A 23,881-nucleotide genomic window follows, 5' to 3' on the forward strand; every position below is an offset into this window, starting at 1 on the left:
GGAGCGAGAGAATTCCATGACGACCGACGACCCCGTCTACAAGGCCCTGGAGTCAGCGGGCGCCGCACCACTGTGGCGCTTCTACGGCAACCTGTTCCCCGCCCAGCCGAAGAGCCGGGCCGTACCGTACCGCTGGAGCTGGCAGGAACTGCGCCCGCACCTGCTGCACTTCTCCGGGACACTGTCGCTGGACGAGGCGGAACGCCGCGTACTCATGCTGGTGAACCCCGGCCTGACCGATCCCCCCGCCACCGTCAACACCCTCTACGCGGGCCTCCAGATCATCCTGCCCGGCGAGACGGCCCAGGCCCACCGGCACACGTCCAACGCCTTCCGCTTCATCCTGGAGGGCAGCGGCGCCTGGACGACGGTCAACGGCGAGCGCGTCTTCATGTCCCCGGGCGATCTGCTGCTCACCCCCGGTTGGCACTGGCACGACCACACGCACGAGGGTGTCGCACCGATGATGTGGCTCGACGCCCTGGACTACCCGCTCGTCAACGCGTTGGAGGCCGGGTTCTACGAGCAGTACCCGCAGCGTCTCCAGCCCGTGACCCGCCCGGACGACGCCGGCAGCAGGCAGTACCTGCACGGCCGGCTCAACCCGGTCTGGCTCTCCCATGACGGGCCCAGCTCCCCTGTGACGCGCTACACCTGGGAGGAGACCCGGCACGCCTTGGAGAGCATCGCCGACACCGCCGAGGGCAGCGATGTGGACGGCATCGTCCTGGAGTACACCAACCCGTGGACCGGCGGCCCGGTCATGCCCACCATCGGCTGCCGCGTCCAGCGGCTGCGACCAGGCTTCCAGGGAGCCGGCCGCCGGCACACCGCCTCCACCATCTTCAGCGTGGTCCGTGGCGAAGGCACCACGATCGTGGACGGCGAGCGGCTCGAGTGGTCGAAGAACGACACCTTCGCCGTGCCCGGTTGGGCTTCCTACCGGCACCTCAACACCTCCGCCTCGCACGACGCCGTCCTGTTCTCCTACAGCGACGAGCCGGTCATGCGCTCCCTGGGCCTGTACCGCACCGAAGACGCCGATCCCGGCGCCTGACCGCCACCCACCTGCTACCTCACAAGGAGGCCCTGATGCGTCTGGCACTGTTCAACAAGGGGCGGCTCGGCGTCGTCGACGGCGACGACCTCGTCGACGTGACCGAGCAACTCGCCGGCTCCGGCACACCCGGCCCCGCCGGAGCGCTGCACCACTACATCGAGGCCACTGCGCGGGGCGAGGCCGCTCAGCTCAGCCTCTCCGGCCTCCCGCGCGCCCCCCTCACCGAGGTGGAGCTGGAAGCCCCGCTGCCCCGCCCAGGCAAGATCGTCGGCGCACCGGTCAACTACCTCGACCACAAGGCCGAGATGGAGTACACCACCTCCATCGCCGACCTCGGTGTCTTCCTCAAGGCCAACTCGTCGGTCATCGGACCGGGCCAGGACGTCCTGCTGCCCTACACGGACAGGCGCACCGACCAGGAGGGCGAACTCGGCGTCGTCATCGGCCGCACCACCGCCCATGTCAGCGCCGACGAGGCACTTGACCACGTGTTCGGCTACACCTGTGTGCTGGACATCACCGTCCGCTCCGGCGAGGACCGCTCCACGCGGAAGTCCTTCGACACCTTCACCCCCCTCGGCCCGTGGATCGTCACCGCCGACGAGATCCCCGATCCGGACACCCTCGACCTGCGCTGCGACGTCGGCGGCGACACCCGGCAGCGGACCAACACCGCGGACCTGATCTTCGGTGTCCGTGAACTGATCGCCTACACGTCCTCCGTCATGACCCTCCACCCCGGTGACGTGATCGCGACCGGCACGCCCGCGGGTGTGGGACCGCTCAGCCACGGCGACAGGATCGTCCTGGACATCGAACGCGTCGGCCGTCTGGAAGTGGGCGTGGACGGGGACCGGGCCGTCCCCTATGAGCAGCGCCCCGGGTGCCGGGTCCGCTGACAGCACCACGGTCCCGACGTGGCGCCGGGCACTCGTAGACTCCCAAGGCCCCGCCGGCGCCCTGACCGGCACCTCTCGGAGGCTGGACGAACGGAGCATCGTGGCGAACGGACTGGAGCTGCACAACTACGTCGGACATCTGATCCGGCGAGCGGAACAGGTCCACACCGGCCTCTGGTTCCGCCACGTGTCCCGGGACATCACCTCACAGCAGTTCGCCGCCCTCAACGCCCTGCGCCAGGAACCGGGCATCGACCAGCGCACCCTCGCACACCACACGTCCCTGGACCGCTCCACGATCAACCAGATGGTCCGGCGCCTGACCGACCAGGGCCACGTGAGCCAGGCGCGGGACGAAGACGACCGCAGACGAACACTGCTCTGCCTCACGGATGAGGGAGCCGAGCTGCTCGACTCCCTCATCCCTGCCGCGAAACGCATCAACGAGCAACTCCTGGAGTCACTGCCGGAGAACGAGCGGGGCCTGGCCACGGGCATTCTCCGCAAGATCGCTTCCATGGACGACGCCCCGCTCGGGGACACGGGGTAACGCCGCCGCCCTGCTGTCCGCCGCGCGCAAGGGACGCACGCACGAGGACAAGGCGAAGTCCGCCTTGTCCTCGCTGCGCACCGAGGCCGCCCGCAGCCAGACCTCTGCCAAGGTGCCGCGCACAGCAGGACATCGCTCTCAGCCCTCGCAGGAAATCTGTCACGGCCGGGGTAGACATCTGGTTGTTGCTGGGGTTAGTGTCTTGTCCGTAGCCAAGAGATCGAGCAGGCCCGGCAGAGATGAACTGCCGGGAAGCAGTACACGTAAGTGCAGTTCGGTGCGGTGGTGGAGTTCCGAAGCCAGGTTTGTTGCAGGAAGGCGACGGGACTGACCCCGGACCGGGTGGCCCGCAGGTTCAGGGGCCGCCGCGAGCGGTATCGCAGTACGCAAGTGCAGTCGGCGGTAGCAGTGTCACCTCGGTAAATGGCGTCAGGCTGCGGCGCGCGTGCCGGGAGGTTCGGCAGTGGGGTTCCAAGCCAGAGCAGACGCAGGACAGGCAACGGGGCTGGCTGCCGAAAGGAGTGGCGCTTCACGGGCCACAGAGCAGTACGCACCACCAGTAGTACGCAGTGAAGCAGTACCAGCAGCAAGTGATTCAGAGGGTAAGAAACGGAGGAGCCAGTCGCCATCAGGATCGCCCGGACGTAAGTCTGAGTCCGGGTACCGCAGGACATCGATAGTGAGGTGGTCTCCGGTCGAGCAACAGCGATCCCCGCAACCCCCGGACCTCTTCCCGGCAGGTATGCGGAAACACAGAGCCGGCACAGCCGATCCAAGCCGGCTGATGGTGTAGCAGTTCCTTCGGGGCCCTGGTGCCAATGGCACCAGGGCCCCTCCGACGCGTGCTCCACAGGAAGGTACAGATGACAGCAGACGACACCTTCGGCCGTCTCGACGACGACGACTACCCCGCCTACACCATGGGCCGGGCAGCCGAGATGCTCAACACCACCCAGGGCTTCCTCCGCGCCATCGGCGAAGCCCGCCTCATCACACCGCTCCGCTCCCCGGGCGGCCACCGCCGCTACTCCCGCTACCAACTGCGCATCGCAGCCCGCGCCCGCGAACTCGTCGACAGCGGGACCCCCATCGATGCCGCGTGCCGCATCGTCATCCTCGAGGACCAGCTCGAAGAAGCCCAGCGCATCAACGCCGAAACCCGCCGAGGAACCAAGCTGACAAGCACACCGCCGGCGGCCTGAGCTTGTTTTTTGTCAATCAAGATCTTCGGGGTTTGCCGTGGCGGTTTCGAGGGCCCGCCTGGCCGGGTGCCACTGACCTGCCCCGCGGTCTTCCCCGACCCGCTCCTGGACCGCTACGCACGCATGCGCTGATCCGACCGCAACGACCTCCGGCGCCGCGCCGGCGGCTTTCCGTCCGGCGGGAGGCAGTGCTCACGTCCCCGCTGGACGACTGCTGGCCCGGACGCAGAGTTCATGGCGTACGACGATGTCCAGAGGTGGCACCGACGCGGCAGCGGGGCTGTAGATACGGTCCCCGAGGCACTGCAGAGCCCGTTCGGCGATCTGCTTCTTGTCCGGCGCCACGGTGGTCAGCGGAGGGTGCGAGTATCGCGCGTCCTCGACGCCGTCGAACCCCACGATCGCAAGGTCCTCCGGGACCCGGAGACCGTGTTCGTGCGCCACGTGCAGAACCCCGAGGGCGAGTTCGTCACTGAACGCGAAGACTGCATCGGGCCGCACATCGGTCTCCAACAAGGAGGCCATCGCCTGCGCTCCGTCCTGGCGGTGCAGTGCTTCCACCGGCCGCTCCAGCGCCGGGTCGAAGGCCAGCCCGGCCCGGCGCAACGCCCGGTGGTACCCCTCAAGCCTCTGGCGGGCCGTCTCGTTGCGCAGATGAGGCTGCACACCGATCGCCGCGATGCGTCTGCGCCCACCCTGGAGCAGATGAGTCGTCGCCTCGTCGGCCGCGAGAACGTTGTCGACGGCCACCCGGTCCGCCAGTCCCTGCGGGTGGCGCTCCCCCAGGAGGACCACCGGCATGCTTCGGGCGTCGGCCCTCAACTCCTGCGGGCCGAGGGCCCAGGGGCTGATGATGAGTCCGTCCACCAGCCTCCCCCCGGCTCCTTCGAAGAACCGCCTCTCCGCTTCGGGATCGCCGAACGTCTGCTCGATGACGACCGTCCAGGACCGTTGCTGAGCAGCGGCGACCAACAAGCTCGCGAGTTCACCGAAGTAGGGCGAGTACAGCTCGGGGATCGCCAGCCCGATAAGTCCCGTACGGCCGGCACGCAGATTGCGAGCCGCCAGGTTCGGGCGGTAGCCGAGCTCGTCCAGGGCCGCCTGGACCCGCACCCGGGTCGCCTCTGCCACCGGCGCCGAGCCGCTGACCACGTTGGAAACGGTACGTACTGACACCCCGGCCCGGGCTGCCACGTCCTTCAGGCGACTGCTCACGGCGGCCATCTTGGCACGGGGCCAGGCTGCGATCCAATGCCGAAAGAAGATGACCAACAGGTATTGCAACGTTGCATGCGACGCTGCAACATGAAGTCGCCAAGCACCCGTCGCAAGGAGGCGCAACGTGACCACGCCCGCATCTGATGAGTTCGCTGCCCACGGTCTGGAGGTCGACGTGTCAGCGGATGTCGAGGCCTTGTACACCGATGGCATCACCGCCCGGAAGGGCGCGTTCACCAAAGAATGGGCGGACCGGCTTCGGGAAGACGTCGACACGGCCTTCGCCGAGGCCCGCACACGCCCCGGCGGCGCAGTGGGGCGCGGACCGAACCGCTACTACGTCGAGATCCACCCTGAACAGATCAGGGGTTTCGTCGAGTTGGTCGATCACCCCTGGGTCCGGTCGCTCTGCGCGGCTGCACTCGGTCCGGACTACCGCATCGTGGAACTCGGCTTCGACGTTCCGCTTGAGGGTGCCGTCAACCAGCCGTGGCACCGGGACTTCCCTCTGCCGGAGGAGACGCGCCGCGAGCGGCGTCTGACCTCGCTCGCCTTCAACGTGACCACCGTGGACACCGCAGAGGACATGGGTCCCTTCGAGATCGCACCGGGCACACAGTGGGACGACAGTCCGGAGTTCAGCAACGGGATGTTTCCACCGAAGTCGCACTACGACCGCTACCTGGGCCGCGCCGTGCGCAAATACCCCCAGCGAGGGGACATCTCCGCCCGGACAGCCCTGACCATTCACCGCGGTACGAGGAACGAGTCCACCAAGTCCCGCCCCGTCCTGGTACTCGGCGTCGACGGGCCGGAAGCCAACAACGGAGACCGGCACGACACCGCCGTCACCACCGCGTTCTGGGACTCCCTGTCCGAGCGGGTCCGCAAGCACCTCGACTGCCCCCGGGTGAGCGAATTGGTGCCCGTTACGCAGAAGCACACCATCGAAGGTCTGGTCATGGGCGATGCCTGAGGCCGCCACGTCCGCTCCGGCGGCCCGACCCGCTACGGGTCGCCAGCCGGCCAGGTCTACGCGGTGGCGGCCGTGTCGGCCTTGGGTGGGCTTCTCTTCGGGTACCACACCGGGATCATTTCTGTTCAGTGTCATCCTCGTGGGAGCGATGATCGGCGCGGTCGCTTCCGGACGCCTGTCGGGGCGGCCTGGCAGGCGGCGCCTCGTGCTCTGGGCAGGTCACCGGAATCGGGATCGGAGTGCTGCTCGGTCTGGGCGCACGCGCTGGCGTCGGGGTCTGAGCATGGAGGTTTCTGAACCCGGTCCAGGCGGGGGTCGGGTCACCCGCGCATTGCGGCGCCCGGCCTCGGCGGTCCGGGCCGGTTCACCGGCAGTGACAGTGGCTTGACCGCTCTGTTCTGGTGACCAGCCTGGCACTGCCGGCCAGGGCCGGAGCACTGTCACCGCTGATAGCGGCCTGGCCCAACCCGCAGGGCAGGACCTGGGAGACCAGGGATCATGAACCGACCGTCGACCGCTCTCCCCTGCCCGCCTTCTCAGAGCCCGCTTCCGACGCTCCCGTACCCGCCCAGGCGGGTGGGCGCCGGCTGATGCCGGTCGAGCAGGGCGCCGACTTCCGCCGGCCGCCCGGCGAGCCCGAGCCCGCACCCGCCCCGGCCCGACGTCCGCTCGCCCCCGGCGACCTCACCTTCGCAGCCCCGGACCGCCATATCTGAGCGCTACCACCACGGGTTGCGCCACGTCCAGGACCAACTGACCACTCAGCTCCACCGCCCGGTGGGCCAGCGCCTCCACCTGGACAGTGGTCGTACCCGGCCCGGCTCCCGCCTCGGATACCGTGTTCCTCTACGGGGTGCCATAACGGATGTGACGCCCCCCACCGGAGGTAGTCAGCGTATGAGTTCAAAGCGCAGCAAGAATCCAGCCCTGCCCGTACTTGACGACGCATTCCGACTCGCGTCGGTCAAGGACGCCGAAGAGTCCACCCGTGACTTGGCCGCGCGGCTGGCCACCACCGAGCTGCGCCGCGTTTCCCACCCGGGCCGGGTCACCTGGGAGCCCACCGATCAGGCCGAGCCCGTACCGGTCCCGCCGACTGTGGTCGACGGTGACGGGGACCTGTGGCTGCGGGACCGCGGCACCGGCACCTGGACCATGCCCGAGTTCAACCCGAAGGAGTTTCCGGCCCGCTGCGGCGAGGTTCTGACGTGGAACCAGCTTGCCTGCGAGTTCGGCCCGCTTACCGCACTGGCCGACGACCGCCGCATCGGCGGCGGCCGCCGGCGCTGACCGCGCGGCCTTCTGGGATGACCGCGCCCCCGAAGCGCCCATTACGGGTAGCTGGGAGCTCCAGCTCACCGTCGAGCTCGACGATGGCGATGAGCGGATGAGCGTGGTGGTGGCGTGCGACGGCCTCGAGCAGCGTGGTGCGGGCCCGGCCCCACCCGATGTCCTCGGTGCGGTCGGCATCGGTGGACCAGCCGGGTAGCGGTCGGCCCATGCGTCCGTGACGTGCCTGGCGGATATGTCGTAGCGAGAGACCGTCGCCCGGGTCGGGGGCAGCCCGGGCCCGCCTTCCGTCTCGGCGCTCCGCCGGCGCAGGTGTCCTACGGCGTCGTGGTGGTAGTTCTGCATCATGATCTGGCGCAGGGCGTGGATACGGGGGCCGGGCGCGCGGTCTGCTCCGTGCCGATGGAGGTGTTCCAGGAGCCGCACGGCGTCGTTGCCGGTGGCGAGGATCCTGGCCTGTTTACTGGTTCGGAGGCACGGCGGTGTTCGGCGTTGATGCGCTGGGCTCTTCGAGTTGATCCTCGAGGTTGGCGATGCGGCAGGCGGCCTCGATCGGGGTCCCGTTGTCGACGAGCTCGCGGGCGGTGCGCCTGGCACGCTCCACGACCGGCGCGGCGATGACGCACGGGACGCCGCTGGGTGCCTACGCTCCGGTGATCCGGGTCAGGTCCGCCTCGTCGGGGCGGACCTGAGCGGTCTGCGGGGTGACGACCAGGCCGCAGGCCCGGTACGGGGATTGACGGGTGCGGCGACAGGCAGGGCCCGCGACCTTGCGGTGCGGGCCCTGCCTGGTGGTGCGCGTCAGCACTTAGGCGGGAACGATGTTCTCCGCCTGCGGGCCCTTCTGGCCCTGCGTGACGTCGAAGGAAACCTTCTGGCCCTCCTGAAGCTCACGGAACCCCTGGGCGGCGATGTTCGAGTAGTGGGCGAAAACGTCAGCGCCGCCACCGTCCTGCTCGATGAAGCCGAAGCCCTTTTCCGCGTTGAACCACTTCACGATGCCAGTAGCCATGTGTATCTCCTCAAGACAAGGGGCAGAACCGAAAACCGCACTGTGCGGAGTCCGCGTCGCCGCGATGAGCCCATCCGGAGATGACCGGCCAAACAAAAAGTGCACCCGCGGATCATGCCCGTCGAGTGCACACAAGTTTATGGGTACCACAACTGCAACTGCCCACAACGTAGCACGAACACCCGCCCCCTTACCGGATCCCGGTAGCGATGCCGGGCACCCGCGCCTACAACTGACCATCCCCACCACTGGCCCGAAGCAGTCACAGCCCCGGCCTCTCTGAGACGACTGGCGCCAGGCAAGGGCATCCCGTTCCACGATGCCCTCACACCGCAACCGTCCCCTGGACGCCGCGACGTGGCCGAGCGCCTTCCGAGGGCATCGGAAGCGATCCACGCTGCTCCACCACGCCCCTCACATGGCGTCCTGGCCCACGGACCATCTGCGTCTGCGCGGCCTGGATCCGCGGGGTGGACGGCTCCAGGCACGGGTAGCGAACCGTCCCGGGCCCACCGGTCGGCCGACGCCGGAGACGCCCGTGCGTGGATGATCTGCGCGACCTCGGAAGTTGCAACCGTCCTGCTCGCGGACGCGGTCGAGGAGCACGTCAGCCGACCCGAAGACCGACCGCAAGGGTCAGTTCAAGGACCCGGTGTGGCGATGCGAGTGCCGGAAACAGCTCTCGCAGCTGCGACATCCGGTACCGGACTGTCTGGGGATGGACGAACAGCGCCGCCGCCACCTCCTCCCGCCTGCCCTGGTGCAGCAGCCACGCACGCAACGTCTCCTCCAGCCGCCGGGCGGTCGCGACAGGCAAGGTCTGCAACGGTGCGAGGGCTCGGGCACGCAGGTCCGCGAACGCCTCCAGGTCCGCACTCAGCACCAGTTCGGGCAGGTGGTCCTCGGTGTCGCGAATATCAGGGGAGAGGGAGCGCGCGCGTGCGGCTCGTGCGTACGAGGCGGACGCACGGGTCCATGGCCGTGCCGGGCCGACCACTGCGGTGCGGTCGGTCAGCTGCCGCAGGAGATGTGATCGGTCGGCGTCGGGGACGAGCAGCAGACCGGTGCCATCCGGCAGATCGTCGAGGACGAGGGTGCTCGGGTCGAGCGCGCGGTAGGCCGGCCGGGCCTGGGCGGCGGGCAGCAGGACCGCGGTCAGTGAAACCGGAGGCTGCCACCCGGCCCGCTGAACAGAGGCCAGCAGCACGTCCGGGCTCGCGCCGGCGAGAAGGTCGCGGGCCAGGTGTTCCAGGTGGCGCTCGTGGGCCCTGCCCCGGGCGGCCAGTTCGTCGGCGTGGCCCGCGGCGCTCGCGGCGGAGAGCTCGTCGATGTAGGCGAAGGTCAGCTCGGCGAACTTTGCGACCTCGGCGGCGGGCAGACCTGCGGGTACGGCGCCCGCTGCCAGACATCGCCAGGCCACGCGGGCGCCGACGCGGTAGGCGCTGAGCAGGGCGTCCATCGAGCGGCCGTCGCGCACCTCGCCGCGGCCCAGCTCGTAGGCCGCGTCACCGGCGTCGCCGCCTGTGGCGTTCCCGCTCGCGAGGTCCAGGTAGTGCCCCAGAGCGGTGCGGACGGCTCGGCGGATGGTGCCGCCCATCCGGCCCGAAAGAGCGTTGGCGTAGGAAGGGACCTCGTCGATGATCGCCTGGACCACCTCGTCGGCGGTGGTCTTCAGCTCGGCCCGAAGTGCGGTGACCGTCGCCTCGTCCAGCGCCAGTTCTCTGGCCCTCCGGATTGCATGACTCACGTTTTGTTCCTTGCGAACAATTCTGCCGACCAGATTTACGTCCTGTGGTCAGGACTTTACGCCTTGAGGCACAGCAAGCTGGAGTTATGACGAGTGCAGCCCTCCGCAGCAGGGCGTGGAAACTGCTGGAGATGGTCACGACGCCGCTGCTGCCGTCGGACTACCTCGACCTGGTCAGCCCTCTGCGTGCGGGCGCTGACCTGCGTGGGCGCATCGAGGCCGTGCACCCCGAGACGGGTGACGCAGCGACCATCGTGATCAGACCGGGACGGGGCTGGCGCGGCCACACAGCCGGCCAGTACGTGCGGATCGGGGTGGACGTCGAGGGGACGCGCCTGTGGCGTGCCTACTCCATCACCTCGCCGACAAGCCGTCAGGACGGCCACGTCACGATCACTGTGAAGGCGATCCCGGACGGCAAGGTCAGCAACCACCTGGTCCGCAGGGCGAAACCGGGCACGCTGATCCAGCTCGACCAGCCGGCCGGTGACTTCGTGCTGCCGGGAGCCAAGCCCGCCAAGGTGCTCTACCTGACGGCCGGCAGCGGCATCACGCCCGTGATGGGCATGCTGCGCGACACCGAGTTCGACGACGTCGTCATGGTCCACTGCGCGCCACAGCCGCAAGACGTGATCTTCCGCGAGGAACTACACGAACTGGTCGCGGACAAGAAGCTGCGGCTCACCGAGGTGCACACCGACACCGACGGAGTGCTCGACATCGCCCGTCTCGACGAACTCGTGCCCGACTGGGCCGAGCGCGAGACCTGGGCCTGCGGGCCCGCGGGCCTGCTCGACGCCGCCGAAGAACACTGGGCCGAGTACGGCGTACAAGAGCGCCTGCACACTGAACGCTTCCGCCCGAGCGTCGTCGTCGTCGGCGCCGGTGGCGAGGTCACGTTCAGCGTCTCCGGCAAGTCCGTCGACGCGGACGGCGCCACGCCGTTGTTGGACGTCGGCGAGGAGGCCGGCGTGCTCATGCCCTCCGGGTGCCGCATGGGCATCTGCTTCGGCTGCGTCACGCCGCTCAAGGCGGGCGCCGTCCGCGACCTGCGCACCGGCGAGATCACCGAGGCCGAGCCGGGCGTCCTCATCCAGACCTGCGTGTCCGCCGCGGCGGGCCACTGCGACCTCGAACGATAGGAGCGCCTTGACCGCCATCGACCCCACTGCCCACCTGACCGCGGAGCGGATCGAGGAGCTGGGCCGCGAGCTGGACGCGATCCGCGACGAGGTGATCGCCGGCCGCGGCGAGAAGGACGCCGCCTACATCCGCAAGGTCATCTCGGCGCAGCGGAAGCTCGAGCTGGTCAGCAGGGGCGTGCTGCTGTTCTCGTTCTTCCCGCCCGCCTGGCTGCTCGGCACCGCCGGTCTGTCCGTGGCGAAGATCATGGACAACATGGAGATCGGCCACAACATCCTGCACGGCCAGTGGGACTGGATGCGGGACCCGAAGATCCACTCCACGACCTGGGAGTGGGATCACGTCTCGCCGGCCGAGCAGTGGAAGCACTCGCACAACGAGCTGCACCACACGTACACCAACGTGATCGGCAAGGACAACGACCTCGGCTACGGCATCATGCGCGTCGACGAGGACCAGAAGTGGCACCCCTTCCACCTCGGCCAGCCGCTGTGGAACTTCCTCAACGCCTGCTTCTTCGAGTACGGCATCGCAGCGTACGACCTGGAGCTCGGCAACAACCTCGGCAAGCGCAGCCGCAAGAGCCCGGAGTTCCGCGCGCGGGCCAAGGCCGTGGGCCGGAAGATCCGCAAGCAGGTGCTCAAGGACTACGTGATCCACCCGCTGCTGTCGGGCCCGTCGTTCCTCACCACACTCGGCGCCACGTTCACCGCCAATCTGGTCCGCAACATCTGGTCCCACTCGGTGATCATGTGCGGGCACTTCCCCGAGGGCGTGCAGGTCTTCGAGCGCCAGTCGATCGAGGGAGAGACGCGCGGCCAGTGGTACCTGCGCCAGATGATGGGCTCGGCGAACATCAGCGGCAGCAGGGCCATGCACTTCATGACCGGCAACCTGTCACACCAGATCGAGCACCACCTGTTCCCGGACCTTCCGAGCAACCGGTACGCCGAGGTCGCGGTGAAGGTGCGCGCACTGTTCGACAAGTACGAGCTGGAGTACGTCACCGGGCCGCTGCCCAAGCAGGTGGTCTCCGCGTGGCACAAGGTCTTCCGGCTCTCGCTGCCGAACAAGAAGCCCAAGGTCAAAGCGCCGGGCCACGAGCAGGAGCTCGTCGCGACCTGAGGGCCGTCGCTCCATCAGCCGCACTCCGCGCGGCCCCGGAAAGCCCGCCCCGGTCGGTGACGGGGAAGTCGGACACCAGGGGATCGAGAGCGCATGCGGTTCCGGGCAGAAATGCTTCAGGCCGGCCGGAGAGCAACCCACGTACGGAGGGGCGATCTCGATGAGGCAAGGGGTGAGCCGTCTCGTTCTACGGCCGTGGGACCGCCCTTGGCCTCCCACGGCTCCGAGACTTGAAAAGTCCAGGTCACAGCCATACGGGAAGCGCCCTCGACGCGCGAAGACGCAACGTCCGCCACACCACCATGAGGCGAACACCTAACGCGGAATGACCCCAGAAAACGCGTTTCCCCAGGTCAGAACGATTCTGCCTGGGGATGCCGGGTGGGGCGGGTGGGACTCGAACCCAAATCGGTGACGCGTCTCACCTGCGGTTATCTCAAAGGTCCGACATACCCACCTGTTTCCATCCGGCTGCACCCTGCTCGATCCGACTCCAGCGGGTTGCGGTGCAACGTTCGCTGCACCGACCCGAGAGACACATGAGGCCGCATCCCGGTCGTCCGTCCACGTCCCTCTCAACCGCACTGAGCGGAAGTCTCGCTTCCAGCCGGCAGGGCGACCAGAGAATCTGAGACATCGGTCAGGCGAATGTCCGGCATAACCATCAGTAACGGTTCATCGAACGCCACCGAAGACTGCCGCAGGCGCGGGTCGAGGAGCACGCCGCCCAACCGGGCCCGCCTCGAACGCCGCCAACTCCGCGCGGGCGAAGTCCGCTACCACCATGTCCGTAAGTGATCATTCCCGAGTTCGCGACGATCACGCTCATGAAGCGGGTCGACCGCGAAAACGACGAGGCCACCACACCGACTGAGCCGCCCGACGGGCTCTGCCGCACCCCTGACGTCACCGAAGGCGGAGCCGCATGGCCGTCCGGAGGCGGATCGCGATCAGCCTTACGGGGGATCCCCTCTGTACGTTATCGTGTACGTCATGAAGACGATGAGTGTCACCGAGCTACGCGCGGGCATCGCCGACGCCCTCGACGCGGTGGAGAACGACGCCGAGGAGCTGGTCATCACCCGGACTGGCCATGAGCCGATGGTCGTCGTCTCGCTCGCCGAGTACGAGGCACTGAAAGAGACCGACTACCTCCTGCGGTCGCCCGCGATGGCCGAACGCCTGCGCAGGTCCATCGAGCAGGACCGGGCCGGCCAGGGTGCACTTCGCGAGCTGGTGGATCCCGATGACGAGGCCGGGCGTGGCGCCGCGTGAAGGTGCTGTTCGTCGACGACGGCTGGAACGATTACCTGTGGTGGCAGGGGAACGACCGCAAAATACTGAAGCGCATCAACCAGCTGATCGCCGACATCGACCGGGGCGGCCACGAAGGAATCGGCAAGCCCGAACCGCTGCGGAACGACCTCTCCGGCTACTGGTCGCGGCGTATCAACTCCGAACACCGGCTGGTGTACCGCATCGATGAGAACGCCATCATCCACGTGGTGGCGTGCCGCTTCCACTACGAACGGTGAACCAGGCGCATACCCACGGGCCATGCCTCGGCTCTTGACCGCGCCCATCAGCCTTCGCAGGACGCAGGCACGGGCTCGCGATCCACGTGTCCAGGGCGCGACCGTTTACTCGGGGGCGTATCGGACGCTGGGCATGGTCGTGATCCCCTGCTCCATGATGACCTCGCGGGCATCCGCTCCTGGGAGCGAGCAGCGCCCCTACACGCCGTGGGGGTCAGGAATCCAGGCGACGCGCGCTCAGCCAGGCGACCATCTCCGGGTCGCGGTGGTCGAAGAAGAGCTACGTGCCGGCTTCCGGGGTGGCGATGGCGTCCCTCTGGGCCTCGGTGAGCTCAAAGTCGGGGGCGTCGATGTTCTCCGGCGTCCAACGAGAACCTCCCCGTCGGCAGGAGGCGTTCGACAACCTCATGCACCAAAACCCTCACCGGGCACACCGGTGAGCTGCGCTCAGTGGCGGTCTCGCCTGACGGAACCCAGCTCGCCACTAGCAACATGGACCGGTCGGTGCGGCCGTGGGACCGTCCTTGAACACGAGGGCAACAAAAGACCAGGTCACAGCCGTGCGGTACATGCTTGGAAAGACCGAAGCCTCACGTTCGCTGCACCTACGTGCGGCGAACGCCACACGCAAAAACGCCACGAAAAACGCGTCTCCCCAGGTCAGAACGATTCCGCCTGGGGAATCTGGGTGGGGCGGGTGGGACTCGAACCTAAAAGCGTGACGCCTCTCACCTGCGGAAACGCCACAGAGGCGGACATTCGCATCCTGCCGCGTCCCGCTCCGTCCTCCTCGATCCCCGTCAACTACGGTGCCGTGCGGTACGTACCGCACCGCGACGCCATGTCTGAGCGAGCAGCGCGAGGAGATCCAGCTGGGCCCGTCCGGCGGTCCGCTCCCGCCTACGGCCCCGCCCGCAACGCACCGCGGCAACTCCGCTCTGGCCTCATCCCCTGCAGTCGGCGACAGTCACAGTTCGCAACGACCACGCATAGGGCCTAGCCGGTCCCTACACGCCGCGCCAGCTCACGAACTCATGCTCTTCCGCTCGCCGAGAGCCGTTCGCTGAGCGGGTGCACCTCGCCCGCTCAGAGCCGCCACGCACAACGCCGCCACTCCGCCGTCGAGCACGGTCCAGCGGCTCGTCCCGTTTGTCCGCGACGGGTGAATCGTGCCCCCTGACGGCGGATTAAAAATGGTCCGAACGCCCTCGAAATCACACCGACTGCGCTGGCACAAGCCGCATAGCCCGTGTTCGGTATTCGGGGTCAGGGCCCCGCGGCGGATGGCCTCGGCGTAGGTCGCCGAACCGTCACGGAGACGATCTCGACGCCCGGGTGCTCGCTCAGCCAGGCTTCCAGGGTGTCAGCCACTCGGTCGGGCAGCACGTCGAACGGCTCATGGGCCTCGGCGTCGATCACCCGGTGGCATAGCGGTGCCGACGCGACAGACCCACGGCGAGTACCGCCAGCACGCGCGCCTCCGCCCGGCCCGCTAACTCATTGAGCATTTTCAGCGTGGCCACTGATCGGGTGAGAGGGCGGTGTGGGATCGGAGTGCGCAACGGACAGAGCTCCCGTGTCGTTGAAAGAGGTGTTCGACGTCTCAACTCAACAACGCAGGAGCCCTGTTGGTTCCGTATCCTGCCGCACTCGACCTGCCTTACTCCCTGGTCGAGTGGGTCACGATGCTCATCGTCACCCGTGAAGGTGACCGCCGGTGCAAACTCCCGCCGCACCTTCGTGCGCTGATCGCACTCGTGTACCTGCACCGCCACGACACGCTCGCCCGTATCGCCTCGGCCTTCGGGATATAGGTCGGCACCGCCCATGCCTACGTCACCGCGGTCACCGGACTGCTCGCCGAGCAGGCACCGGGCCCACTGAAGACGCTGCGCACACACGATCCGGACTTCGTTCTCCTGGACGGCACGCTCGCGGAGTGCGACCACGTCGGTGACGGCAGGACCTACTACTCCTCGAAGCACGAGCGGCACGGGGTGAAGGCGCAGGTCGTCACAGACCCCAGCGGGGACATCCTGTGGCTGTCGCCGGCCCTGCCGGGCCGGACCCACGATCTGACGGCAGCCCGCACCCACAAGATCCTTCGAATCCGCGAACGGCAGGGCGTCCCGATCCTGGCCGACATGGCCTACATCGGTGCCGGCGACTGGGTCACCACCGTCAAGCGGCGCCAGCCAAGTGGCGAACTCACCACCACCGAACAGACCGCGAACCGGGCCCCGTCCGCAGACCGGGCACCCGTCGAACGAGGCATGGCACGACTGAAGTTCTGGCAGATCTTCCGCAGATCCTGCATCAGCCCCAACCGCATGACCGTCATCGCCAGAGCCATCCTCACCCTGGAGAGGCAACGCTGAAAACGCTCGTTGACTACCGCCTTGACCTGCGCGGTCAGACGAGTAGTGCGTCGCTGATAACGCTCCAGCACCCCGGGCAGCTGCTCGCGGAAGGTGTGACGGCAGCCGCAGACGCCCCGAGCTGACGGGCTAGGGCGGGCAGTCCGGTCCGGTCCGGTCCGGTCCAAGCGATGATACCTCCCCAGGTGATGCTATTCCAGGACATTTGAATACCCGTGAGGCTGGGGCAAGCGAGGCCAGATGGGCTGTCGGTGGATATTTTTCCCACGGCACGCGTGGGTTTATTGGTGCCGATGGATATTGATGCTCAATCATGAGACGGCAGATGTGATCCATCAGGAAGATTCCCAGATTTGCCGACGGATCACGCATGCTGAGATAGGTGGGGGGGTACTCGCCCGTTACGGGAACAACGACAGAAGCCGATTGTGCGCTTCACGGAAGAAGAGGTTCCGAGATGCCTAGGAAAAAGGGCTTGGGGAACGACCTCGTGACAGTGCTGGACGACACCAGTAAGACAACAGTCAAGGCCCTGCGGAGGAATGTAGGAGGAAAGAAGAAGGGTAAGAAGTCATCGAAGAAGAGGCTTCGGCGGATAGAAAGCCAGATCAGCGAACTGAACACGATGCTCCATGCGCTCGCGGCGGAAAGGGCCGCGAAGAGGCAGTGAGCGGATCCCCTGGTCCAGCTCGAGAATCACATCACCCTTCGAGAATACCCTTCATGAGGCCGTCTCGCGGACGGGCAGCGTTCTCTGCGATAGCCCGGGCAGGCTGGAATGGGGCAGTAGGGAGCAAGTTTCAGCAGCGCTCGCGGTCCGGAGATGTGGAGCAGGAATCACGCGCCGTAGCACTTCGGAAAATGCTTGAGTCCATGGGTCCGCTTTACATCAAGGTCGGACAGATTCTCGCCACTCGCCCAGATTTCGTCTCGGAAGCGACACGTGACGAGTTGGCGCGCCTGAACGACAGGGTCGAAGAGCAGCCTTTCGAAGAGTTCGAGCCAGTCCTCGCCGAGGAGCTGGGTGAGGACTGGCGGTCGATCTTTTCGTCGGTCGAAACGCGTCAGCCGCTCGGGACAGCCTCATTGGCACAGGTCTACAGTGCCACCTTGCACGACGGGACCCCGTGTGTGATCAAGGTGCAGCGGCCCGAGGCGGGTGAGGCCGTTCGGGGCGACATGCGCGTGTTGCGTCGAACTGTTGGCTGGATTGCACGGATGACCCCTCGCTTCAGTGAAGTTGTGGACCTGCCGGCGATGGTCGATCTCCTTTTCGACGTCATGCGCGACGAACTGGACTTCACACGTGAGGCAGCGAACATGAAGAAGGCCCGCAAAGCAACGAAGGCCTACAAGAGAATCAGTGTCCCAAAAGTACTCCTCGCCAAGCCTCGCGTCCTTGTCCAGACGTTGGCTGAGGGCGTTGCGATCAACAGGCTTGAAGTAGATCAGCTCACACGCAAGCAGCGGAAGAGGCTAGCGGAGGAGCTCATGGATTTCATGCTGAGATCTTACTTGATCAGTGGAAGGTTTCACGCGGACCCCCATCCGGGAAACATTCTGGTGAGCCCTTCCGGCAAGGCCCACATCATCGACTGGGGCATGGTCGGGAAAATTGACCGCAGTACTCAGCATGCCGTGCTCGGAATTTTTCTGGGGTTGGCCGCAAATGACGGCGAGATCGCTGCTGCCAACTGGATCTCACTGGGATACCCGACTCGTCGGGCGCAAGTGCGTGGATTCGCTCGGGATGTGTCCCGCGTCATTCCCAGATGGTCGCATTCCACGCTCGGTGAACTAAACTACGGGGTCGCACTGCTAGGTGTCCTGAAGTCCTCCACGCGGCGCAGAATTCAGACTGCCCCCGTCATATCGATCCTCGGTAAATCGTTGGCGAACATGGAGGGGTCGGTACGGTTCATCTATCCCGATCTGAAGTTGAGCAAGAGCATCGCAGGGACACTCGAAGACGTCACTCGGCATGTGCTGGCTAGCAGCTTCAGCCAGGAACTCAATGCAGCCCGCCTTGTGGGATTGCTACGCGCGGGAGAAAAGGGGGGACTGCAAGGACAGTCCCTTCTCGACGAATTGTCGTCCGGTGGCGTCAGAGTGCAGGCCCGAGGTGGCTCCTGACGAAGATCCCCTACACGTCCTACTCGCCAGTGCCTCCCTCTCGAAAGGAGCTGGAAGTGAATATCAACGCTCGCCTGACCGACACGACCGACCGACCGCAACGTCCCGCCTACTGACATGGCCGGGCACTTAGTTGCACCCCAGAACCATCGGGCGACATGGCTGGTCCGGGAGGCCCGACTGACGTGGGGGATGGTCGCCGACAACCTACCGTTGTGCGTGCTGCCGCCCATCCTTTTCGCTCTGGCCCCCTCGGTGCACGTGCAGGCAGACGTACCCCAGGCACTTCTGGGAATCGTCAAGGCGGCCGTTCTCAGTCTGTTGTTTCTCTACGTCTTCGACTCCTCCAACCAGGCGGGAGCTGAAGAGGAAGACAGGCGGGACAAGCCGTACCGGCCCATCCCGGCGGGTCTGACCGACGCCAAGGGGCTCACCACGCGCTTCTGGTGCGTCATGCCCCTTTTACACGGTGGCCGCGTGGCTGCTGGGCGCTCTCGCCTGGGTCCTGCTGCGGCAAGTCACCATCCTTCTGGTCTACACATGGGCGTCCTCGCGCTTCTACCCATGGTGGAAGACACCCTCCACGATGAGCGGAGCCTTCACGCAACTCGGCACAGGCTGGATGGTCGTGGCCCCCCCTCGATCCCACGGCCTGGCGGTGGATTCTCACCATCGCGCTCTACATGCCGGTCGCCTGCGTCTACGAGGATGTCCGCGACATGCCTGGCGATGAAGCCATCGGCCGCAGGACTCTGCCTATCGTCTTGGGTGCTCGCCCGGTGCGCCTGGGGTTCTGCGCTCTCGCCGTTCTGCTCCCGGCAGTGTGCTACTTCCTCCTGATCGTGCCGGCACACGCCTCCCCCCACCGCACCGTCATAAGCGTCGCCATGCTGTGCGTGCTCGCCTGGACGTGCGCCGTCCGGGCACTGATGAAATCCGGCAGAAGGGAGGACCGGATCACCTACCAGCTGTTCACCCTCACCTGGGCGGCAGTCCTCGCCACAGCCGTGCTTCTGTGGTGGCCCTGAAAACCCCCTCCCCGTGGCGGGCCCGGACACGGCCGTACACGAGACAGAGGCCCTCGCCGTTCAAGCGATCCCGCTCAGCGGTGGATCACACGGACCAAGCCCCCCCACACCGGCACATGTCTCTACCCCTGTTCAGACGCTTGAGCAGGCGGAAGGAAACGCCATGATCACCTCTCCGTCAGCTTCGCTCCATGGTTGCCACCTGACACCGCCCATCACCTCAACGCGACGGTGCAGCCCTGTAGGCCCGCCACCGAAATACGAGGCGGGAGCTCCTGCGGCCGCGCCTGGAACAAGGAGGAGCAATGCCTGAACTACGACGGGGCATCGCCGTGGAGGCACCCTCACCGCTGGACACGGGGCAGCTGGCCTCCTTACGCGGGCCGCACGATGTGCGCGCACTGCCATCCGATCAACTGCCTGGTCTGGCGCATGAGATACGCACATTCCTGATCGACAAGGTCTGCGCCTCGGGTGGGCATCTGGGACCGAACCTGGGCGTGGTGGAGTTGACCATCGCACTGCACCGGGTCTTCGAATCACCCCGGGACGTGATCCTTTTCGATACCGGCCACCAAGCCTACGTCCACAAGATTCTCACCGGGCGCGCCGTTGGCTTCGACCGGCTGCGCCAGGCCAGGGGATTATCCGGCTACCCCTCGCGCAGCGAGTCGGTGCACGACTGGATTGAGAACTCGCACGCTTCCGCCTCCTTGGCATACGCCGATGGCCTGGCCAAGGCCAACGAACTAGGCAGCCGTCAAGGACGGTCGGTGGTGACTGTCATCGGCGACGGTGCCATGACCGGCGGAATGGCCTGGGAGGCACTGAACAGCATCGGTGCCAGTCGGCGGCCGGTGGTCGTGGTCCTCAACGACAACGGCCGCTCCTACGCCCCCACCACCGGAGCTCTTTCCGATCACCTGGACAGTTTGAAGCATCCCCGGTTCCGGTCAGGTGTGCCGGAGGCCGCAGGGTCGAACGTATTCACCGGGCTCGGTTTTGCCTACATGGGTCCCGTCGACGGCCACGACACCGGAGCCCTTCAGGCCGTTCTGGAAGAGGCCCGCGACCTGCGGAGGCCGGCACTCGTCCATGCGGTGACCGTGAAAGGCCGAGGATTCGGTCCCGCTGAGGGCGACGAGGCAGACTGCCTGCACGCTGTCGGCACCGTGGACGCGGTCACCGGCCGCCCCGCACCCGGCCCAACCGCCCCTTCGTGGACCAGCCTCTTCAGCCAGGCCCTGCTCGAGCTGGCCGATGAACGCGAGGACCTGGTCGCCGTCACAGCCTCCATGCTCCGTCCCACCGGCCTGTATCCGATGGCCGCGAAGCACCCCGAGCGGGTGTTCGATGTCGGGATCGCCGAACAGTACGCGGTCACGTCCGCAGCCGGCCTGGCCCTGGGTGGCTTCCACCCTGTCGTCGCGCTCTACTCCACCTTCCTCACCCGTGCCGCGGACCAGGTCCTCATGGACGTGGCCCTGCACCGGCTGCCGGTCACCCTCGTACTGGACAGGGCCGGCGTCACCGGCCCCGATGGCGCCTCCCACCACGGCATGTGGGACGGTTCGCTGCTCACGCTCGTTCCTGGTCTACGGCTGGCCGTGCCACGCGACGGCAGCCAATTGCGCTCGCTGCTACGCGAAGCCGTCGCCTACGACGCAGGACCCAGCGCCGTGCGCTTTCCCAAGGGAACAGCGCTTCAGCCCATGGAGCCCGTACGCCGGGAGGGGAGCGTGGACATCCTGGCGCAGTCCGGGATCTGCGACGTGCTCCTGGTGTCGTACGGGCCGTTGGCGCCCATGTGCCTGGAGGCGGCCGCACAGCTGGCAGCCGACGGCGTCGGGGTGACCGTCGCCGACCCTCGCTGGGCGGCGCCGATCGCCCCGGAGGTGCTCGACCTGGCTGCCCAACACAGGCTGGTGATCACCGTCGAGGACAACTCCCGTGCTGGCGGAATCGGCAGCGCTCTCGCCCAGGCTCTGCGCGACAACGCCATCACCACCCCCCTCTTCACCCTGGGGCTGCCGTCGGCGTTCCTCTCCCACGGCCCGCGCGATCAGATCCTCGCCGACGAAGGCCTGTCAGCTGGGCGGATCGCCTCCGCGGTGCTGAACGCCCGCGCCGGCAAACCCATCGAGCACGCCACCACCACTCGCGGAAGGCCGCAATGACCGCCGTCAGCGTTCCCCTGCCCTCGGTGCCCCCCTCCTCAGCGCGTCGCCGCTCCCGCCAACTTCACGTCGGCACGGTCGCGGTCGGCGGCGGCGCCCCCGTCTCTGTACAGTCCATGACCACCACGCCCACCGCGAACGTGGATGCGACCCTGCAACAGATCGCGGAGCTGACTGCGGCCGGCTGCGAGATCGTCCGTATCGCGGTGCCCTCCCAAGACGACGCCGACGCCCTGCCGCAGATCGCAGCGAAGTCGAAGATCCCTGTCATCGCCGACATCCACTTCCAGCCTCGCTACGTCTTCGCCGCCATCGACGCAGGCTGTGCGGGGGTGCGCGTCAACCCGGGCAACATCAAGGCCTTCGACGACAAGGTCAAAGAAATCGCCAATGCCGCCTCAACGGCCGGGGTCCCGATCCGGATCGGCGTGAACGCAGGAAGTCTGGACCAGCGGCTGCTGGCCAAGTACGGCAAGGCCACACCGGAGGCCATGACGGAATCAGCACTGTGGGAGTGCGGCCTGTTCGAGGAGCACGGCTTCACCGATCTGAAACTCTCCGTCAAGCACCACGACCCGATGACGATGGTCGCCGCCTACCAGCGCCTCGCTGCCGCATGCGACTATCCGCTGCACCTGGGGGTGACCGAGGCCGGGCCCCCTCCCCAGGGCACCGTCAAGTCCGCAACCGCCTTCGCGATCCTCCTGAACTCGGGCATCGGCGACACGATCCGTGTCTCCCTCACCGCGCCCCCCGTGGAAGAGGTCAAGACTGGTATTCAGATCCTGCAGTCACTGGGCTTACGCGAGCGACAGCTGGAGATCGTCTCCTGCCCCTCCTGCGGACGCGCCCAAGTCGACGTATACCAGCTGACCGAACGGGTCACCGCAGCCCTGGACGGCTTCCCCTACCCTCTGCGCGTCGCGGTGATGGGCTGCGTCGTCAATGGACCCGGCGAAGCAAGGGAAGCCGACCTCGGGGTCGCCTCCGGAAACGGCAAGGGACAGATCTTCGTCAGGGGCGAAGTCGTCAAGACCGTCACCGAGTCGAAGATCGTCGACACCCTCGTCGAGGAGGCAATGCGGCTGGGCGAACAACTCACCCCCGTCGAGGAAGAAGGGAAGAGCGAAACGTGAGCACCCAAGCCCCGTCCACCCCCTTCGATCAAGACACCGTGCGCCGCGCGGTGGATACCCTGTGCGTAGCCGGCTGGGAGGCCGCTGGCGGCACCGGCGCCCCCGAACCGGTCCTCAGGGCCGCCGCGTCCCTGGAGATGTTCCATGCATTCGCCCTCATCCACGACGACATCATCGACGCCTCCGACACCCGTCGCGGCCGGCCCACGGTCCACCGCCAGGTCAGCACCGAAGCTGCCATTCTCATCGGTGACCTCGCCCTCGTCCTCGCCGACGACCTCCTCCACAGCGGGGGTCTCACCCCCGCCCAGCTGGCCGCGGCCCTGCCCATCGCCAACACCCTGCACGCCGACACCGTCTACGGGCAGTACCTCGACATCTCCCACGCAAAACAACACACCATCAGCTTGGACCAAGCGCTCGCGATCACCCGGTACAAGACTACGAAGTACACCATCGAAGGCCCCTTGCTTCTGGCGGCAGCACTCGCTGGGGCGGATGACACCCTGCTCAGCACTCTGACCGCGTACGGCATCCCCGTGGGCGAGGCCTTCCAGCTCCGCGACGACCTCCTGGGCGTCTTCGGCAATCCCCACCACACCGGCAAACCCTCTCTGGACGATCTGCGGGAAGGCAAAGCCACCGTCCTGATGGCCCTCGCGCTGCAGAGAGCCGACCAAGCCCAGCGTCGGATCCTGCGTCACCACGTTGGCAAACCGAACCTCGACCATGACGGCGCTGACCAGGTCAGGGGCGTACTCACCGACACCGGCGCCCGCACCGCCGTAGAGGAAATGATCACCCAGCGCCGCCAGAGCGCTCTGACCACTCTGGACACCTCAGCCCTGCCCACCCACATCACGGCCGCACTCCGGTCCATGGCAGTCAGCGCAACGTCGAGGACAACATGAGCTCCACACTCCGATCCCAGTCAGCACCTCAGCCCCGCCGTGTCCTGCTCGCCGCGCCCCGTGGCTACTGCGCGGGCGTGGACCGTGCCGTGATCGCCGTCGAGAAGGCCCTGGAGCAGTACGGGGCCCCGATCTACGTCCGTCACGAGATCGTGCACAACAAGTACGTCGTGCAAACGCTCGAGAAGAAGGGCGCGATCTTCGTCGACGTGACAGCGGAGGTGCCCGAGGGCTCCATCGTGATGTTCTCCGCCCACGGAGTCGCACCGACGGTCCACGCCGAGGCCGCCGAGCGCAAGCTCGCCACGATCGACGCGACCTGCCCCCTGGTCACCAAGGTCCACAAGGAAGCCGTGCGCTA

20 protein-coding genes and 6 pseudogenes are annotated in these 23,881 nt (G+C 67.0%); 20 read left to right on the plus strand and 6 right to left on the minus strand.

Going from position 1 to position 23,881, the window contains the following annotated elements; genetic code table 11:
- Nucleotides 1–16 precede the first annotated feature (16 nt).
- The 4 genes from AB0I83_RS28590 (at nucleotide 17) to AB0I83_RS28605 (ending at nucleotide 3,711) form a co-directional block, all read left to right on the plus strand.
- On the plus strand, nucleotides 17–1,057 hold the full coding sequence (locus tag AB0I83_RS28590) for a cupin domain-containing protein (protein WP_363306695.1): 1,041 nt from the start codon (nucleotides 17–19) through the stop codon (nucleotides 1,055–1,057).
- Nucleotides 1,058–1,092: 35 nt separating this feature from the next.
- Complete coding sequence (locus AB0I83_RS28595; protein ID WP_363306696.1) at nucleotides 1,093–1,959, plus strand: fumarylacetoacetate hydrolase family protein; 867 nt, start codon at nucleotides 1,093–1,095, stop codon at nucleotides 1,957–1,959.
- A 100-nt stretch (nucleotides 1,960–2,059) separates the two neighbouring features.
- Nucleotides 2,060–2,509, plus strand: a complete 450-nt coding sequence (locus tag AB0I83_RS28600) for a MarR family transcriptional regulator (protein ID WP_363306698.1) — start codon at nucleotides 2,060–2,062, stop codon at nucleotides 2,507–2,509.
- Between the two features lie 863 nt (nucleotides 2,510–3,372).
- The gene (locus tag AB0I83_RS28605) at nucleotides 3,373–3,711 is read left to right on the plus strand and encodes a MerR family transcriptional regulator (protein WP_363306699.1); all 339 of its coding nucleotides are present in this window, start codon (nucleotides 3,373–3,375) and stop codon (nucleotides 3,709–3,711) included.
- A 192-nt stretch (nucleotides 3,712–3,903) separates the two neighbouring features.
- Here AB0I83_RS28605 and AB0I83_RS28610 read toward each other — a convergent pair whose 3' ends face one another.
- A complete protein-coding gene (locus AB0I83_RS28610; RefSeq protein ID WP_363306700.1) occupies nucleotides 3,904–4,926 on the minus strand; it encodes a LacI family DNA-binding transcriptional regulator in 1,023 nt (340 codons plus the stop codon).
- 166 nt (nucleotides 4,927–5,092) lie between these two features.
- Between AB0I83_RS28610 and AB0I83_RS28615 the strand changes: the two genes are divergently transcribed.
- The 3 genes from AB0I83_RS28615 (at nucleotide 5,093) to AB0I83_RS28625 (ending at nucleotide 7,195) form a co-directional block, all read left to right on the plus strand.
- Nucleotides 5,093–5,905, plus strand: coding sequence for a phytanoyl-CoA dioxygenase family protein (locus AB0I83_RS28615; protein ID WP_363306714.1), 813 nt, complete (start codon nucleotides 5,093–5,095; stop codon nucleotides 5,903–5,905).
- Between the two features lie 401 nt (nucleotides 5,906–6,306).
- Nucleotides 6,307–6,621, plus strand: a complete 315-nt coding sequence (locus AB0I83_RS28620; RefSeq protein ID WP_363306701.1) for a hypothetical protein — start codon at nucleotides 6,307–6,309, stop codon at nucleotides 6,619–6,621.
- Nucleotides 6,622–6,802: 181 nt separating this feature from the next.
- Complete coding sequence (locus AB0I83_RS28625; protein ID WP_033300540.1) at nucleotides 6,803–7,195, plus strand: hypothetical protein; 393 nt, start codon at nucleotides 6,803–6,805, stop codon at nucleotides 7,193–7,195.
- Nucleotides 7,196–7,665: 470 nt separating this feature from the next.
- Here AB0I83_RS28625 and AB0I83_RS28630 read toward each other — a convergent pair.
- From AB0I83_RS28630 to AB0I83_RS28645, 4 genes and pseudogenes are all read right to left on the minus strand, one after another.
- Nucleotides 7,666–7,778, minus strand: a pseudogene (locus AB0I83_RS28630) (MerR family transcriptional regulator); the annotation flags it as partial.
- 60 nt (nucleotides 7,779–7,838) lie between these two features.
- Nucleotides 7,839–8,003 (minus strand): hypothetical protein, encoded by a 165-nt coding sequence (locus tag AB0I83_RS28635; protein WP_363306702.1) that lies wholly within the window; start codon nucleotides 8,001–8,003, stop codon nucleotides 7,839–7,841.
- Entirely contained in the window at nucleotides 8,004–8,207 is a 204-nt protein-coding gene (locus AB0I83_RS28640; RefSeq protein WP_145801666.1) for a cold-shock protein, read from the minus strand.
- A gap of 607 nt (nucleotides 8,208–8,814) precedes the next feature.
- Nucleotides 8,815–9,954, minus strand: a complete 1,140-nt coding sequence (locus tag AB0I83_RS28645; protein WP_363306704.1) for a helix-turn-helix domain-containing protein — start codon at nucleotides 9,952–9,954, stop codon at nucleotides 8,815–8,817.
- A gap of 86 nt (nucleotides 9,955–10,040) precedes the next feature.
- Between AB0I83_RS28645 and AB0I83_RS28650 the strand changes: the two genes are divergently transcribed.
- From AB0I83_RS28650 to AB0I83_RS28675, 6 genes and pseudogenes are all read left to right on the plus strand, one after another.
- A complete protein-coding gene (locus AB0I83_RS28650; RefSeq protein ID WP_363306705.1) occupies nucleotides 10,041–11,096 on the plus strand; it encodes a ferredoxin reductase in 1,056 nt (351 codons plus the stop codon).
- A 7-nt stretch (nucleotides 11,097–11,103) separates the two neighbouring features.
- Nucleotides 11,104–12,222, plus strand: coding sequence for an acyl-CoA desaturase (locus tag AB0I83_RS28655; RefSeq protein ID WP_363306706.1), 1,119 nt, complete (start codon nucleotides 11,104–11,106; stop codon nucleotides 12,220–12,222).
- 993 nt (nucleotides 12,223–13,215) lie between these two features.
- Nucleotides 13,216–13,497 (plus strand): type II toxin-antitoxin system prevent-host-death family antitoxin, encoded by a 282-nt coding sequence (locus AB0I83_RS28660; protein WP_164493698.1) that lies wholly within the window; start codon nucleotides 13,216–13,218, stop codon nucleotides 13,495–13,497.
- On the plus strand, nucleotides 13,494–13,757 hold the full coding sequence (locus tag AB0I83_RS28665; RefSeq protein ID WP_185301023.1) for a Txe/YoeB family addiction module toxin: 264 nt from the start codon (nucleotides 13,494–13,496) through the stop codon (nucleotides 13,755–13,757). The genes AB0I83_RS28660 and AB0I83_RS28665 overlap by 4 nt, the downstream gene beginning before the upstream one ends.
- 417 nt (nucleotides 13,758–14,174) lie before the next feature.
- Nucleotides 14,175–14,285 (plus strand): annotated as a pseudogene (locus AB0I83_RS28670) (WD40 repeat domain-containing protein); the annotation flags it as partial.
- Nucleotides 14,286–15,385: 1,100 nt separating this feature from the next.
- Nucleotides 15,386–16,135: pseudogene (locus AB0I83_RS28675) on the plus strand (transposase family protein).
- Here the strand turns inward: AB0I83_RS28675 and AB0I83_RS28680 are convergent.
- Nucleotides 16,054–16,242, minus strand: a pseudogene (locus AB0I83_RS28680) (ISL3 family transposase); the annotation flags it as partial. The pseudogenes AB0I83_RS28675 and AB0I83_RS28680 sit on opposite strands and share 82 nt — an antisense overlap.
- 368 nt (nucleotides 16,243–16,610) lie before the next feature.
- Between AB0I83_RS28680 and AB0I83_RS28685 the strand changes: the two are divergent.
- The 7 genes and pseudogenes from AB0I83_RS28685 to AB0I83_RS28715 all read left to right on the plus strand — a co-directional run.
- Nucleotides 16,611–16,805: a hypothetical protein gene (locus AB0I83_RS28685; RefSeq protein WP_363306707.1), complete on the plus strand. Its 195-nt coding sequence runs from the start codon at nucleotides 16,611–16,613 to the stop codon at nucleotides 16,803–16,805.
- A gap of 203 nt (nucleotides 16,806–17,008) precedes the next feature.
- Nucleotides 17,009–18,268: an AarF/ABC1/UbiB kinase family protein gene (locus AB0I83_RS28690; protein WP_363306708.1), complete on the plus strand. Its 1,260-nt coding sequence runs from the start codon at nucleotides 17,009–17,011 to the stop codon at nucleotides 18,266–18,268.
- 653 nt (nucleotides 18,269–18,921) lie between these two features.
- A pseudogene (locus AB0I83_RS28695) lies at nucleotides 18,922–19,296 on the plus strand (UbiA family prenyltransferase); the annotation flags it as partial.
- A 305-nt stretch (nucleotides 19,297–19,601) separates the two neighbouring features.
- Entirely contained in the window at nucleotides 19,602–21,473 is a 1,872-nt protein-coding gene (locus AB0I83_RS28700) for a 1-deoxy-D-xylulose-5-phosphate synthase (protein WP_363306709.1), read from the plus strand.
- Nucleotides 21,470–22,609, plus strand: a complete 1,140-nt coding sequence (ispG, locus tag AB0I83_RS28705) for a flavodoxin-dependent (E)-4-hydroxy-3-methylbut-2-enyl-diphosphate synthase (RefSeq protein WP_363306710.1) — start codon at nucleotides 21,470–21,472, stop codon at nucleotides 22,607–22,609. The genes AB0I83_RS28700 and ispG overlap by 4 nt, the downstream gene beginning before the upstream one ends.
- Entirely contained in the window at nucleotides 22,606–23,520 is a 915-nt protein-coding gene (locus tag AB0I83_RS28710) for a polyprenyl synthetase family protein (protein WP_363306711.1), read from the plus strand. The genes ispG and AB0I83_RS28710 overlap by 4 nt, the downstream gene beginning before the upstream one ends.
- A pseudogene (locus tag AB0I83_RS28715) lies at nucleotides 23,517–23,881 on the plus strand (4-hydroxy-3-methylbut-2-enyl diphosphate reductase); the annotation flags it as partial. The gene AB0I83_RS28710 and the pseudogene AB0I83_RS28715, both read left to right, overlap by 4 nt.

The sequence above is a fragment of the Streptomyces sp. NPDC049970 genome, assembly GCF_040660235.1.
Classification (GTDB): Bacteria; Actinomycetota; Actinomycetes; order Streptomycetales; family Streptomycetaceae; genus Streptomyces.

Bases quoted from the DNA above. Each gene is read 5' to 3' on its own strand.
- AB0I83_RS28590 (WP_363306695.1), top strand. From the start codon at position 17: ATGACGACCGACGACCCCGTCTACAAGGCCCTGGAGTCAGCGGGCGCC.
- AB0I83_RS28595 (WP_363306696.1), top strand. From the start codon at position 1,093: ATGCGTCTGGCACTGTTCAACAAGGGGCGGCTCGGCGTCGTCGACGGC.
- AB0I83_RS28605 (WP_363306699.1), top strand. From the start codon at position 3,373: ATGACAGCAGACGACACCTTCGGCCGTCTCGACGACGACGACTACCCC.
- AB0I83_RS28625 (WP_033300540.1), top strand. From the start codon at position 6,803: ATGAGTTCAAAGCGCAGCAAGAATCCAGCCCTGCCCGTACTTGACGAC.
- AB0I83_RS28640 (WP_145801666.1), bottom strand. From the start codon at position 8,207: ATGGCTACTGGCATCGTGAAGTGGTTCAACGCGGAAAAGGGCTTCGGC.
- AB0I83_RS28650 (WP_363306705.1), top strand. From the start codon at position 10,041: ATGACGAGTGCAGCCCTCCGCAGCAGGGCGTGGAAACTGCTGGAGATG.
- AB0I83_RS28660 (WP_164493698.1), top strand. From the start codon at position 13,216: ATGAAGACGATGAGTGTCACCGAGCTACGCGCGGGCATCGCCGACGCC.
- AB0I83_RS28690 (WP_363306708.1), top strand. From the start codon at position 17,009: ATGGGTCCGCTTTACATCAAGGTCGGACAGATTCTCGCCACTCGCCCA.
- AB0I83_RS28700 (WP_363306709.1), top strand. From the start codon at position 19,602: ATGCCTGAACTACGACGGGGCATCGCCGTGGAGGCACCCTCACCGCTG.
- ispG (WP_363306710.1), top strand. From the start codon at position 21,470: ATGACCGCCGTCAGCGTTCCCCTGCCCTCGGTGCCCCCCTCCTCAGCG.